The organism is Streptomyces paromomycinus, from assembly GCF_003865155.1.
Classification (GTDB): Bacteria; Actinomycetota; Actinomycetes; order Streptomycetales; family Streptomycetaceae; genus Streptomyces; species Streptomyces chrestomyceticus.
Map to the genome: position 1 here is coordinate 5,417,863 of NZ_BHZD01000001.1, position 12,524 is coordinate 5,430,386.

Sequence of the window (12,524 nt, forward strand, 5' to 3'; positions counted from 1 at the left end):
GAGCAGGCCGAGGCGCCGCCCGCGCCGCCCGTCGGGTGGCTGCCCGGTTTCGCCGCCGACCTCTTCGGCCCCGGCGCGACCGCCGACGAGGCGTACGACCTGCTGACCGTCGACGTACCCGCCGACGCCTGGATCCCGGCGCTCACCGCCGCCCGCGACGACCTCGGGTGCAGCTACTTCGACTGGCTGAGCGCCGTCGACGAGCCCGGCACCGGCTTCCGCGTCTGCGCCCACCTGGCCGACATCGCCCGGCCCGGCCGCGTACGGCGCCTGGTGCTGCGCACCACCGTCCCGCACGAGGCGGCCGTACTGCCGACCGCCACCGAGGTGTACGCGGGCGCGGGCTGGCACGAGCGGGAGACGCACGAGATGTTCGGCGTGGACTTCACCGGCCACCCGTACCTGGAGCCCTTGCTGCTCCCCGAGAACTTCGAGGGCCACCCGCTGCGCAAGGACTTCGTGCTCGCCGCGCGGGTCGCCAAGGCGTGGCCGGGCGCGAAGGAGCCGGGCGAGTCCGAGCACGGCGGGCCCAAGCGCCGCCAGATGCTGCCGCCCGGTGTGCCCGACCCGAACGAGTGGGGGCCGCTGAAGGGCCAGCTGCCGCCTGCTCCGGCCAGGCCCGCGCGTGGTGCGCGTGCGGCCGGTGGGGCCCGTGCGGCTGCCGGAGCGGCGGGGGAGCGGCCTGCTCGCCGTACGCGTACGGCGAGCGCCGGCTCGGCGAGCCAGCAGAGCGCCGCGGACAGCGCACAGACACCGGGCACGGACGCGGGGGCCTCCGCCACGTCCCCGCCCGCCGCTCCGGCTTCGGCCCCGGCCCCGACTTCGACCTCGGGTTCGGCCCCGGCCGCCCGGCCGGAACGCCCTGCCCGCCGGACGCGCAGCGCCAGCCAGGGCTCGGCCAGCCAGCAGCCGGCCGCCCCGCAGGCCGGGCAGCCGTCCGACAAGGCATCAGACAAGGCGTCCGACGAGACATCCGGCCCGGCGACCGGCAAGGCATCCGGCCGGGCGTCCGCCGCCACCGGCTCCTCGGACGCCCCGTGGCACCACGCCCGCCCCGCGTTCGAGGACGAGCCGGAGACCGGCGAAAAGCGTGCGCCCGAATCCGGTGCCGCATCCACCCCTGAGGCCGCGCCCGAATCCGAAGCCGCGCCCGCCCCGGATGCTGCACCCGCCCCTGAGGCCGCGCCCAAATCCGGTGCCGCACCCACCCCGGAAGCTGCACCCGCCCCGGGCACAGCACCCACCCCGGAAGCTGCACCCGCCCCGGGCACAGCACCCACCCCGGAAGCTGCACCCGCCCCGGGCACAGCACCCACCCCCGAAGCCTCCCCCACCCCCGAAGCCGCTCCCACCCCCACCCCCACCCCCGAAGAAAAACCCGCAGCCGACGACAAACCCGAGCCCCCCGCCACCACCCCTGGTGACGGCACCGGCACCGGCACCGGCCCCATCGACGCAGCGGAAGAAGGCGGGACCAGACCATGAGCGACGCCCTCGACATCGCCCTGCGCCTGATCGCCGTCTTCGTCGCCTTCCTGGTCTTCCCGCTGGTCATCGGCCAGACCGAGCACAAGGTCATGGCCCATATGCAGGGCCGCCTCGGGCCCATGTACGCGGGTGGCTTCCACGGCTGGGCGCAGCTGGTCGCCGACGGGGTGAAGTTCGCGCAGAAGGAGGACGTCGTCCCGGCCGGTGCCGACCGGCGGATCTTCCAGCTCGCACCCGCTGTCGCGCTGCTGCCGTACCTGCTGGTGCTGATCGCCATCCCGCTCGGCCCGGACAACGCGGTCGGGCAGTCGCTGGACGCGGGCATCTTCTTCGTCCTCGCCGTGATGGGTGTCGGCGTCCTGGGCTCGCTGATGGCGGGCTGGGCGTCGGCCAACAAGTTCTCGCTGCTCGGCGGATTGCGTACGGCCGCCCAGCTGCTCGCGTACGAGCTGCCGATGCTGCTCGCCGCGGCGTCCGTCGCGATGGCCGCCGGAACGCTCTCGCTGCCCGGCATCCTGGACGCCTTCCACTGGTGGTGGGTGCCCTGGCAGATCGTCGGCGGCCTGGTCTTCTTCACGGCGGGGCTGGCCGAGCTCCAGCGGCCGCCGTTCGACATGCCGGTCGCCGACTCCGAGATCATCTTCGGCGCGTACACCGAGTACACCGGGCTGCGCTTCGCGCTGTTCCTGCTTGCCGAGTACGCGGGCATCCTCGTCCTGTGCGCCCTGACCTCCGTGCTCTTCCTCGGCGGCTGGCACGGACCGTTCGGCGCCGACGGGCTCGGCTGGCTGTGGACGCTGCTGAAGACCGCGGTCCTCGCCTTCGGCGTGATCTGGCTGCGCGTCAGCTACCCGCGGCTGCGTGAGGACCAGCTGCAGAAGCTGGCCTGGACGGTGCTGATCCCGCTGGCCCTCGCCCAGATCGCCCTCACCGGCGTCGTCAAGGTGGTGATCTCGTAATGGCCCCGGAGAATCCGGAGAAGAAGTCCGGCTGGCCCGGCAGCGGCCTCGCGAAGGGCTTGGCCGTGACCCTCCGTACGATGACGAAGCGTTCGGTCACCGAGCAGTACCCGGAGGTCCAGCCCGAACTGGCCCCGCGCACCCGAGGTGTGATCGGACTGTTCGAGGAGAACTGCACGGTCTGCATGCTGTGCGCGCGCGAATGCCCGGACTGGTGCATCTACATCGACTCCCACAAGGAGACGGTGCCGCCCGCCGCACCCGGCGGCCGCGAGCGCAGCCGTAACGTCCTGGACCGCTTCGCCATCGACTTCTCCCTCTGCATGTACTGCGGTATCTGCATCGAAGTCTGTCCATTCGACGCGCTGTTCTGGTCGCCGGAGTTCGAGTACGCCGAGACCGACATCCACAACCTCACCCACGAGCGGGACAAACTCCGCGAATGGATGTGGACGGTCCCGGAGCCGCCCGCCCTCGACCCCGCTGCCGAGGAGCCCAAGGAAATCGCCGCGTCCCGCAAGGCCGCCGACAAGCTCGCCGCGCAGGAAGCGGCCGAACGGCAGGCCGCGCAGCAGGCGGCCGAGGAAGCAGCCCGGAACACCGCCCAGGAACAGGAGGGGGAAGCGTGACGCTCGCCGCCGCAAGCCACGGTTTCCTCTCCCCGACCGGGGTCGAGATCGCCTTCCTCCTGGTCGGTCTCGTCACCCTCGGCGCGGCCGTGGTCACCGTCACCACCAAGCAGCTGGTGCACGCCGCCCTGTGGCTGGTGGTCGCCCTCGGCGGTATCGCCGTGGAGTACCTGCTGCTGACCGCGGAGTTCGTCGCCTGGGTGCAGGTCCTGATCTATGTCGGGTCCGTCGTCGTGCTCCTCCTGTTCGGACTGATGCTCACCAAGGCGCCCATCGGCCGCTCCGAGAACGCCGACTCGGGCAATCGCTGGGCCGCGATCACCGTGGCCGCCGCCTCCGCCGCCGCTCTGGTCTGGGTCGTCGTGGACGCGTTCCGTACGACCTGGATCGACCTGGACGGCGCGGTCCAGGGCTCCACCGAAGCCTCCGGGCGCAGCCTGTTCCAGTACTGGGTGCTGCCGTTCGAAGCGCTCTCCGTCCTCCTCCTCGCCGCCCTCGTCGGCGCGATCGTCCTCTCCCGCAAGAACGACGACCGGGGACAGACCGGAGACCGGACGCGGACCGCCGACCGCGCGCGACCCCGCGACCCCGCACGCACCCGAGAGGACCGAGGCTGATGCATCTCGCCTACCCCGCCGTCCTCGCCGTCCTCCTGTTCTGCGTCGGCCTGTACGGCGTCCTCGCCCGCCGCAACGCGATCCTCGTCCTGATGTCGGTCGAGCTGATGCTCAACGCCGTCAACCTGAACCTGGTGGCGTTCGACGTCTGGCTGCGCGACAAGCTGCACGCCGGCCAGGCGCTCACCCTCTTCACCATCGCCGTGGCCGCCGCCGAGATCGGCATCGGCCTGGCGATCGTCCTGCTCGTCCACCGCAACCGCGGCAGCTCCGACGTGGACCGCCTCCGGGACCTCGCCGAGCGCCCGGACGGCAGCGACCCGGACAGCAGCGACCCGAACGACGACACCACCGGCGGCGCGGACGGTGTCGCCGGCCGGCCGCGGCCGGACCACCGGGCGGAGGCCGCCGCGTGACGACCACGACCACCGCCGTACTCGTACCCCTCCTTCCCTTCCTCGGCGCCCTCGCGGGCCTCCTCCTCGGCCGCCGGGCGCCCGGCTTCGTGCGCCCGCTGGCCATCCTGCCGACCGTCGCCGCGGCCGCCCTGGCCGTCGTCGTGGCCGTCTCCCAGGGCGGCGGCGCCGGTGCCGGGAAGACCCCGGTGGACGCCGCGACCCGGCTCACCCCGACCGGCTCCGTCCCCATCGACCTCGCCCTGCACATCGACGGCTTCGCCGCCCTCGTCGCCGTCCTCGTGGCCGTCGTCGCCTGCTGCGTGCAGCTCTACTCGACCGGCTACCTGCGCGACGACCCGCGCTACCCCTCCTACGCCGCCCTGGTCTCCCTCTTCACCGCCGCGATGCTGCTGGTCGTCTACTCCGGCGACCTGATGGTGCTGCTGGTGGGCTGGGAGATCATGGGCATCTGCTCGTACTTCCTGGTCGGCCACTACTGGGAGACCGAAGCCGCCCGCTCCGCCTCCCTCAAAGCGTTCCTCGTCACCAAGCTGGGCGACGTCCCCTTCCTCTTCGGCATCTTCGCGCTCGCCGCCGACGCCGGTACGTTCCGCATCACCGGCATCCTCAAGACCGTGGCCGTCGGCGGCCTGGACCACCCCACGCTCATCGCGCTGCTGCTCCTGGCCGGTGTCGCGGGCAAGTCGGCGCAGTTCCCGCTGCACACCTGGCTGCCCGACGCGATGGCCGGCCCGACCCCGGTCTCGGCCCTCATCCACGCGGCCACCATGGTCGCCGCCGGTGTCTACTTCGTCGCCCGTCTCCTCCCCGTCTTCGCGGCGTCCGCCACCGCGATGGTCGTGCTCGCCGTCATGGCCGCGGCCACCATGGTCGGCTCCGGCCTCGCCGCCCTGGCGCAGGACGACATCAAACGCGTCCTGGCCTATTCGACGGTCGGCCAGCTCGGCTACATGACCGGCGCCCTGGCCGTCGGCGACCGCGGCGCCGCCGTCTTCCACCTCCTGTCGCACGGCGCGTTCAAGGCCCTGCTCTTCCTCGCCGCCGGTGTGGTCATCCACGCCGCCGGCACCAACTCGCTGGCCGCCATGTCACGGATGCGCGGCCTGGCCCGGCGCATCCCCGACGCCTACTGGACGATGACGGTCGCGCTGCTCGCCCTGGCCGCCATCCCCCCGTTCGCCGGCTTCTTCTCCAAGGAAGCCGTCCTGGGCGCCGCCGAACACGCCGCCACCGGCCACGCGACGGCCTCCGGCACGCTCGCCGCCGTCCCCACGGCGGCCGGCTGGACCGTCCTGATCGCCGGCCTGCTCACCGCCCTCCTCACCGCCGGGTACGCGACCCGGCTGTGGCTGCTGGCCTTCCACGGCAAGGGACCGGAACCCGCCCCCGACCACGGCAAGCAGCCGGTCGTCATGAACGCCGTGCTGTGGGTGCTGTTCGTCCCCACCCTCGCGCTGGGCCTCACCACCCCCGTCCTGCCCGACTGGTTCGACGGCCGCTCGCTGACCCCGACCCTGACCACCTCCGTCCTGGGCACCGGCGTCGCCCTCGTCGGCGCCCTGATCACCTACGGTGCCTGGCGGCACACCACCGCTCTGGCGGCGCGCGTCCCGCTCGGCGCGGTCGCCGTGGACCCGGACGCCGCCCCCGCGGACTCCGAGGAGCGCGCCATCGCCACCCACGCCGCGGCCTACGGCGACAACGCCGGCGCCCCGGACCCCGCAGACCCCGGCCGGCTCCTCCTGGGACCGCTGCACCGCCCCGCCGCCGTCGGCTTCCACTTCGACGCCGTCTACACCGCCCTGTTCGTCCGGCCGGTGCGGGCCGCCGCCCGGCTCGTGCGCTTCCTCGACCGCGAGGTCGTCGACACGTACGTCCACGGCGCGGGCACCGCCTCCCGCTGGCTGGGAGCCGCCGTCCGCCGCGCCCAGACCGGCAATGTGCAGACCTACCTGGGCGCGCTGCTCGCGGGCTCGCTCGTCCTGGCCGTCGCCGTCGTCCTCGTCGCTACGGGCACGGGAGCCTGACCGTGAATCACACCGCTATGCAGCTTCTCCTCGCGGCCGTCGTCGTCCTCCCCCTGCTGGGCGCGGTCGCCGCCCTGCTCCCGGCCCCGCCCGGCCTCAAGGGCCGCGACCCCGGCCAGGCCGTACTGCGCCACGGCGTGACCGTCACCGGTGTCGTCCTGGCCGCGGCCGTCGCGCTGGCCGTCGGCTTCGACCACGACCACCCGGCCCGGATGCAGGCCACCACCGACATCAGCTGGATCCAGGCGCTCGGCATCCGGATCCATCTCGGCATCGACGGCATCTCGCTCCCCCTCCTCGTCCTGACCGCGCTGCTGACCTTCCTCTGCGCGCTCTACAGCTACTTCCACCTGCCCGTGGGCCCGTCCCCCAAGGCATTCGTGGCCCTGCTCCTGGTCCTGGAGGCCGGCACCCTCGCCACCTTCGCCGTCCTGGACCTCGTGCTGTTCTTCCTCGCCTTCGAGATGGTCCTCATCCCGATGTACTTCCTGATCGCCCGCTGGGGCGGTGCTCAAAGGACGTACGCGGCGTGGAAGTTCATCCTCTACACCCTCCTCGGCTCGGTCGTGATGCTGCTGGGCCTCCTCCTCGTCGGCCTGAAGTCCGGCACGTTCGACATGGTGGCACTCGCCACTGACAACGGCCCGAACTCCCAGCTCAGCCACACCGTCCAGCTCCTCGCGGTGCTCGCGATCGGCATCGGACTGGCCGTCAAGGCTCCGATGTGGCCCCTGCACAGCTGGCTGCCCGACGCCCACACCGCCGCCCCCACCGTCGGCTCGGTGCTCCTGGCCGGCGTCCTGCTGAAGATGGGCACGTACGGCTTCGTCCGCATCGCGCTGCCCATCGCGCCGGACGGCATGCACACCTTCGCCCCGTACCTCGCCGCCTTCGCCGCCGTCGGCATCGTCTACGGCTCGCTCGCGTGCCTGGCGCTCGCCCGGCGCGGCGCCAAGGGCGACCTCAAGCGCCTGATCGCGTACAGCTCCGTCGGCCACATGGGCTTCGTCCTGCTCGGCATCGCGACCATGACACCGACCGGCGTCAACGGCGCGCTGTTCGCCAACATCGCGCACGGCCTGATCACCGGCCTCCTCTTCTTCCTGGTCGGCGCCCTCAAGGACCGGTACGGCACCACCGACCTGGACCAGCTCGCGGGCCGCACCGGCGCCGCCCTCTACGGGCGCGCACCGCGCTTCGGCGGCCTGCTGGCGTTCGGCGCCATCGCCTCCCTCGGCCTGCCCGGGCTCGCCGGGTTCTGGGGCGAGATGCTGGCCATGTTCGGCGCGTTCGAGCCCGCCGCCGGCCTCAGCCGCCCCGCGTTCCTCACCTTCATGGCCCTGGCCGGCCTCGGCACGCTCCTCACCGCCGCGTACCTGCTGATCGTCGTACGGCGGGTGTGCATGGGGGGCAAGGAGCCGGCGGAAGACGGCGGGGCCGAAGGCCTCGGGACGGCGGGCTCCGAGGAGTCCGGCGCCACCCGTACCGCCACCCGTACCGCCGCCGGTGCCACCCGTACCGCCCCCGCCATCCCGGACCTGGCCCGCTACGAATACGCGGCCTGGTCCCCCCTCGCCGTGCTCACCGTCCTCGCCGGCCTGTGGCCCGCGGCCCTCCTCGGCCTCACCGACCCGGCCGTCCAGCAGCTCCTCGGAGGCGGTAAGTGATGAGTTCCGTGTCCTCCCTGGTCCAGTCCGTCGACTGGGTCGCCGTCGCACCGCCCACCGTCACCGCCGTCGTCGCCCTGGCCGTCCTGGTCGCCGACCTCTTCGTCCCGCGGCACCGCAAGCCGCTCCTCGGATGGTGCGCGATCGGCGGTCTCGCCCTGGCCGCGCTCTCGCTCGTCCCCCTGGTGGCGGGCGACCGCCGTACCTTCTGCCTGACTACGGACCCGGGCGTGTGCAGCTACGCCGCCGACCACTTCGCCGTCGTCATCCAGTTCCTGGTGCTGGCCGGCGCGCTGCTCACCGCCCTGCTGTCGGTCACCGCCGTCGAGGACCACCGGCTGCCCGCGGGCGAGTTCTGGTTCTTGCTGCTGTCCTCCGCGGCGGGCGCGGCCCTGCTGCCCGCCTCCCGGGACCTGGCGACCCTCGTCATCGCCCTCGAAGTGGCCTCACTGCCCGCCTTCGCCCTCGTGGGGCTCCGGCGCGCGGACCGCCTCTCCTCGGAGGCGGCCCTGAAGTTCTTCCTGTCCTCGGTGGCGGCCACCGCGGTCATGCTCCTGGGCGTCAGCTTCGTCTACGCGGCGACCGGCAGCCTGCACCTGTCCCGCGTCGCCACCGCCCTCACGGACCTGCCCGACCCGCAGCTGGCCACCCTGGCCACGGCGGGCGTCGCCCTGACCCTCGTCGGCTTCGCCTTCAAGACCGCCGCCGTGCCGTTCCACTTCTGGGTGCCCGACACCTACGTGGGCGCGCCGCTGCCGATCGCCGCCTACCTCTCCGTCATCGGCAAGGCCGTCGGCTTCTCGGGCCTCATCCTGGTCACGGTCGAGGGCTTCCCCTCGTACGCGGACGTCTGGGGCCCGGCCGTCGCCGTCCTGGCCGCCCTCACCATGACCGTCGGCAATGTGGCCGCGCTGCGCCAGGCCCCGGAGCGCGCGCACAGCGCGGTACGCCTGCTCGCCTGGTCCTCGGTGGGGCAGGCGGGCTACCTCCTGGTGCCGATCGCCGCCGCCGGGTACGCCGACGACGCGGCGCACGCCATCGGCGCGACCGTCGCGTACGCCCTGATGTACGCGGCCGTGAACCTCGGCGCCTTCGGGGTCGCCGCCCTGGTGGCCCGTACGAGCCCCGCCAACCGCATCAGCGACTACCGCGGCCTCGTCTCGCGCCGTCCACTGGCCGCGCTCGCCCTCGGCTTCTTCCTGCTCTGCCTCGCGGGCCTGCCGCCCGGCATCATCGGCCTGTTCGCCAAGGTCACGGTCTTCTCGGCGGCGGTGGACGCCGGCCTGGCATGGCTCGCCGTCGTCATGGCCGTCAATGTGGTCGTCGCGCTCTACTACTACCTCCAGTGGACGGCGGTGCTCTTCCGTACGGCGGGGGAGACGGCTGACGCGGAGGAGGCGGTCGCGGCGGAGGCTGCGGCTGGGGCGCGGGTGAAGGTGGGTGCCGGTGCCGGTGCCGGTGCCGGTTCTGGTTCCGGTGCCGAGGCCGGTTCCGAGCCGGGCCGCGGGCCCGGAGCGGGCGGCGAAGGGCCCGAGGGGGCCCGTACGAGGGCTCCCGAGGCAGCCGGACCGGCCGGGCTTCCCAAGGCGAAGGTTCCGGCGCCGCTGGCCGCCGCGATCGCCCTCGCCGCCGTCCTCGGCATCGTCCTGTCCGGCGCGCCGCAGCTCGTCCTCCGGTTCGCCTCCGGCGCGCTCCTCTGAGCGCGCCGCGCGGGCGTACCCGGCGTCTCTCCGATCGCGGTCCTGGCCTGTTCACGGACCGAGCCTGTTCACGGACCGAGCCTGGCCGTCGCCCGGTCCTGAGCGTTGCCCGTCCTGAGCGTTGCCCGGTCCTGAGCGTTGCCCGGTCCTGACCGCGGTCGGCTGTCGGCCGACCGCTGCGCCTCCCGCCCGCCGACCGCTTTCCTTCCCTCCGGCCGCCCGCCGCCCGCGATCTTCGGCCACTCCGGCACGGCTCCCCGCCCGTCTTCTGGCCGGAATGCGTCCGCCCGCGATCACCCCCGCACGGGCGCGCGACACGCACCCGTGCGCGGGCTCACTCGCACGGCCGTACGCCGTCCTCGCATGCACAAGGGAACTAGCGCCCCTCATCTGGCGTTGACCAGACAGAAAGGGTCCACTGAAAAGTGGAGGAAACGTCAGCAAAGGGTTCCCCTGCCGCACCACCTGGAGGGCGTACCGTGCACCGCAGGCACAACGGGCTCAAGACCGCCGTACTCCTCGGGGGACTGTCCGCACTCATCATCGTCATCGGCGGACTTTTCGGCCGTACGGGCCTGATCATCGCGGTCCTCGTGGCCCTGGGAACCAACGCCTACGCGTACTGGAACAGCGACAAACTCGCTCTGCGGGCGATGCGCGCACGCCCGGTGAGCGAGTTCCAGGCCCCGCAGCTCTACCGCATGGTCCGCGAGCTCTCCACGGCCGCGCGCCAGCCCATGCCCCGCCTCTACATCTCCCCGACCCAGGCCCCCAACGCCTTCGCCACCGGCCGCAACCCGCGCAACGCCGCCGTCTGCTGCACGGAAGGCATCCTGCACCTCCTGGACGAACGCGAGCTGCGCGGCGTCATCGGCCACGAACTCAGCCACGTCTACAACCGCGACATCCTCATCTCGTCCGTGGCCGGAGCCCTGGCCTCGGTGGTGATGTTCCTGGTCAACTTCGCCTGGCTGATTCCCATAGGCCGCTCCGACGACGACGAGGGCCCCGGCATCCTGGGGATGCTCCTGATCATGATCCTCGGACCGGTGGCGGCCTCCCTGATCCAACTGGCCGTCAGCCGCTCCCGCGAGTACCAGGCCGACGCCTCCGGCGCCCAGCTCACCGGCGACCCGCTCGCCCTGGCCTCCGCGCTCCGCAAGCTGGAGGCGGGCACCCAGCAGCTCCCGCTGCCGGCCGAACCACGGCTGGAGACGGCCAGCCACATGATGATCGCCAACCCGTTCCGGCCCGGTGACGGCCTGACCAAGCTCTTCTCGACCCACCCGCCGATGCGCGAGCGCATCACCCGCCTCGAACAGATGGCGGGCCGTCAGTCCTGACATCGGCCCCCGGCCGCAACTGTTTCCGACCGCCGCTGCGTCTCCCTGGAGGAAAGACACCACCACCGCACCACACGGGTGCACGGAAGGCTGCCGACCATGAAGCTCGTCCTCAACGTCATCTGGCTGATTCTGAGCGGCTTGTGGATGGCCATCGGTTATGTCATCGCAGGCATCATCTGCTGCGTCCTGATCGTCACGATCCCCTTCGGCGTCGCCTCGTTCCGCATCGCGGGCTACGCGCTGTGGCCCTTCGGCCGGACGACGGTGGAGCGGCGCGACGCGGGCGCCGGCTCGGTCGTCGGCAACGTCATCTGGGTCGTCTTCGCGGGCTGGTGGCTGGCGCTGGGACACATCGTCACGGGCGCCCTGCAGTGCGTGACGATCATCGGCATCCCGTTCGGCATCGCCAACTTCAAGATGATCCCGATCTCCCTGCTCCCGCTCGGCCGCGAGATCGTCCCGACGGACCAGCCCTTCGCCGGGCGTTACTGAGCCGACGGCGCCTTACCGCACGCCCCGCAGGCCCGGGGCCCCGGCCCGGCCCGCCGACCGCCGCCCGAGCCCTTGAGGCGTCACGTACGTACGAGCCCCCGAGGCGTCACGTACCGCTTGAAACCGAGCGGGGTGACGCCCGGAATGCTCGCGATGAGGTTCATCACCGCGCCGCCTTGCTGGAGCGACGTCTCGACCGTCCGCTGGTGCGCGGCCTCGTCCGTCCACTCGCTGTAGTTGAAGACCCGGGTGCCGTCCTCGCTGATGTGGAAGTTCGAGGAGATCCCGCCGGACCCGGTCCGCGAGGTCTCGGCCGACCCCGGCTGCACCTCGCCCAGCAGGTCCAGCAGGCCGTCGACGAGCTGCCGCGCGGCCTCGTGGCCCGTCGTCTCGAAGGAGACGGCCACCACGCAGCCCGGCTCCGGCTGTTCGCCCTGCGGCAGCAGGCTGCGGTAGTAGCGGTAGCGCCGCGCCCCGCCCGCCTCGACGGCCGGCTGGGAGGCCCCTGCGTGTCCGTCCTCCCCGTCCGCCCACTGCCCGAAGCCGAGTACGGTCCGGCCGTCCGTACCGGTGAGGTAGACCTGCGAGACCAGGCCGTCCGGCAGCGGAGCCGCCCGCAGCGCCCGCGCGGCGCCCTCGGCCATGGCCTGCTGCCGCTCGGGGGTCTCCGCGTCCCATTCGCTGATCAGCACGGCGTCGACGCCGGCCCGCCGGATGCCGGGCAGGGTGTCCGCCCGGAATCCGTCCGGGGCCGGGAAGCCGCCCGGTGCGGTGTGGTGGGCATGCGAGGCCTGCCGGGTTTCCGTTTCCGAAGTCATGCGAACAGCCTCCGACCTCGACCAAACTTGAGGTCAAGTGCCTGCTCGCGACAGCCGGACAGTGTGTGAGGCTGTGTCCTTCGGGGTGATCAGGCATACGGGGGCGATCAGCAGTCATGGTGCGAACCGGCAGATGGGTCACGGCATTTCTGACGGCCGTCGTCGCGCTGGTGCTGCTAGGGCCAGGATCCGGCGGTTCGAGCGGGGCGCGACAGGAGGCCGCGGAGCCGTCCTTCACGCTCCGTTCCCACGCGCCGCACGTCCTTCCCGAGGGCGACCTCCCGTACGGCCCCTCGGGGGCCTTGAAGGACGTCCCTCGCCTCACTCCCGCTTTCGGGAACACCGGGACCGCCGCGGCGTCC

The 12,524-nt window shown here is 72.6% G+C and carries 11 protein-coding genes; 10 read left to right on the forward strand and 1 reads right to left on the reverse strand.

The features are described from left to right. Window positions 1–39 precede the first annotated feature (39 nt). The 10 genes from OEIGOIKO_RS23005 (at window position 40) to OEIGOIKO_RS23050 (ending at window position 11,344) form a co-directional block, all read left to right on the forward strand. A complete protein-coding gene (locus tag OEIGOIKO_RS23005; RefSeq protein ID WP_246178083.1) occupies window positions 40–1,485 on the forward strand; it encodes an NADH-quinone oxidoreductase subunit C in 1,446 nt (481 codons plus the stop codon). Next, window positions 1,482–2,447, forward strand: a complete 966-nt coding sequence (locus OEIGOIKO_RS23010; protein WP_125055625.1) for a complex I subunit 1/NuoH family protein — start codon at window positions 1,482–1,484, stop codon at window positions 2,445–2,447. The genes OEIGOIKO_RS23005 and OEIGOIKO_RS23010 overlap by 4 nt, the downstream gene beginning before the upstream one ends. Next, on the forward strand, window positions 2,447–3,076 hold the full coding sequence (locus OEIGOIKO_RS23015; RefSeq protein ID WP_125055626.1) for a NuoI/complex I 23 kDa subunit family protein: 630 nt from the start codon (window positions 2,447–2,449) through the stop codon (window positions 3,074–3,076). Before OEIGOIKO_RS23010 ends, OEIGOIKO_RS23015 begins: the two co-directional genes overlap by 1 nt. Beyond that, window positions 3,073–3,693: an NADH-quinone oxidoreductase subunit J family protein gene (locus OEIGOIKO_RS23020; RefSeq protein WP_125055627.1), complete on the forward strand. Its 621-nt coding sequence runs from the start codon at window positions 3,073–3,075 to the stop codon at window positions 3,691–3,693. Before OEIGOIKO_RS23015 ends, OEIGOIKO_RS23020 begins: the two co-directional genes overlap by 4 nt. Further along, window positions 3,693–4,109, forward strand: coding sequence for an NADH-quinone oxidoreductase subunit NuoK (nuoK, locus tag OEIGOIKO_RS23025; protein WP_125055628.1), 417 nt, complete (start codon window positions 3,693–3,695; stop codon window positions 4,107–4,109). Before OEIGOIKO_RS23020 ends, nuoK begins: the two co-directional genes overlap by 1 nt. Beyond that, window positions 4,106–6,139 (forward strand): NADH-quinone oxidoreductase subunit 5 family protein, encoded by a 2,034-nt coding sequence (locus OEIGOIKO_RS23030; RefSeq protein WP_125055629.1) that lies wholly within the window; start codon window positions 4,106–4,108, stop codon window positions 6,137–6,139. The genes nuoK and OEIGOIKO_RS23030 overlap by 4 nt, the downstream gene beginning before the upstream one ends. A 17-nt stretch (window positions 6,140–6,156) precedes the next feature. Continuing rightward, window positions 6,157–7,806 carry a complex I subunit 4 family protein gene (locus OEIGOIKO_RS23035; RefSeq protein WP_125058883.1) on the forward strand — a complete coding sequence of 550 codons (1,650 nt, stop codon included), beginning with the start codon at window positions 6,157–6,159 and terminating at the stop codon, window positions 7,804–7,806. After that, window positions 7,806–9,506, forward strand: a complete 1,701-nt coding sequence (locus tag OEIGOIKO_RS23040; RefSeq protein WP_125055630.1) for an NADH-quinone oxidoreductase subunit N — start codon at window positions 7,806–7,808, stop codon at window positions 9,504–9,506. Before OEIGOIKO_RS23035 ends, OEIGOIKO_RS23040 begins: the two co-directional genes overlap by 1 nt. A 479-nt stretch (window positions 9,507–9,985) precedes the next feature. Continuing rightward, window positions 9,986–10,849 carry a zinc metalloprotease HtpX gene (gene htpX, locus OEIGOIKO_RS23045; RefSeq protein WP_125055631.1) on the forward strand — a complete coding sequence of 288 codons (864 nt, stop codon included), beginning with the start codon at window positions 9,986–9,988 and terminating at the stop codon, window positions 10,847–10,849. A 99-nt stretch (window positions 10,850–10,948) separates the two neighbouring features. After that, complete coding sequence (locus OEIGOIKO_RS23050) at window positions 10,949–11,344, forward strand: YccF domain-containing protein (RefSeq protein ID WP_125055632.1); 396 nt, start codon at window positions 10,949–10,951, stop codon at window positions 11,342–11,344. 80 nt (window positions 11,345–11,424) lie between these two features. On the opposite strand, the gene OEIGOIKO_RS23055 is transcribed toward OEIGOIKO_RS23050, so the two are convergent. Continuing rightward, window positions 11,425–12,162 (reverse strand): antibiotic biosynthesis monooxygenase, encoded by a 738-nt coding sequence (locus tag OEIGOIKO_RS23055; protein ID WP_125055633.1) that lies wholly within the window; start codon window positions 12,160–12,162, stop codon window positions 11,425–11,427. Window positions 12,163–12,524: the final 362 nt, after the last annotated feature.

Excerpts from the sequence above, each read along its gene's own strand:
- OEIGOIKO_RS23010 (WP_125055625.1), top strand. The coding sequence starts at position 1,482 with ATGAGCGACGCCCTCGACATCGCCCTGCGCCTGATCGCCGTCTTCGTC.
- OEIGOIKO_RS23015 (WP_125055626.1), top strand. The coding sequence starts at position 2,447 with ATGGCCCCGGAGAATCCGGAGAAGAAGTCCGGCTGGCCCGGCAGCGGC.
- nuoK (WP_125055628.1), top strand. The coding sequence starts at position 3,693 with ATGCATCTCGCCTACCCCGCCGTCCTCGCCGTCCTCCTGTTCTGCGTC.
- OEIGOIKO_RS23035 (WP_125058883.1), top strand. The coding sequence starts at position 6,157 with ATGCAGCTTCTCCTCGCGGCCGTCGTCGTCCTCCCCCTGCTGGGCGCG.
- OEIGOIKO_RS23040 (WP_125055630.1), top strand. The coding sequence starts at position 7,806 with ATGAGTTCCGTGTCCTCCCTGGTCCAGTCCGTCGACTGGGTCGCCGTC.
- OEIGOIKO_RS23050 (WP_125055632.1), top strand. The coding sequence starts at position 10,949 with ATGAAGCTCGTCCTCAACGTCATCTGGCTGATTCTGAGCGGCTTGTGG.
- OEIGOIKO_RS23055 (WP_125055633.1), bottom strand. The coding sequence starts at position 12,162 with ATGACTTCGGAAACGGAAACCCGGCAGGCCTCGCATGCCCACCACACC.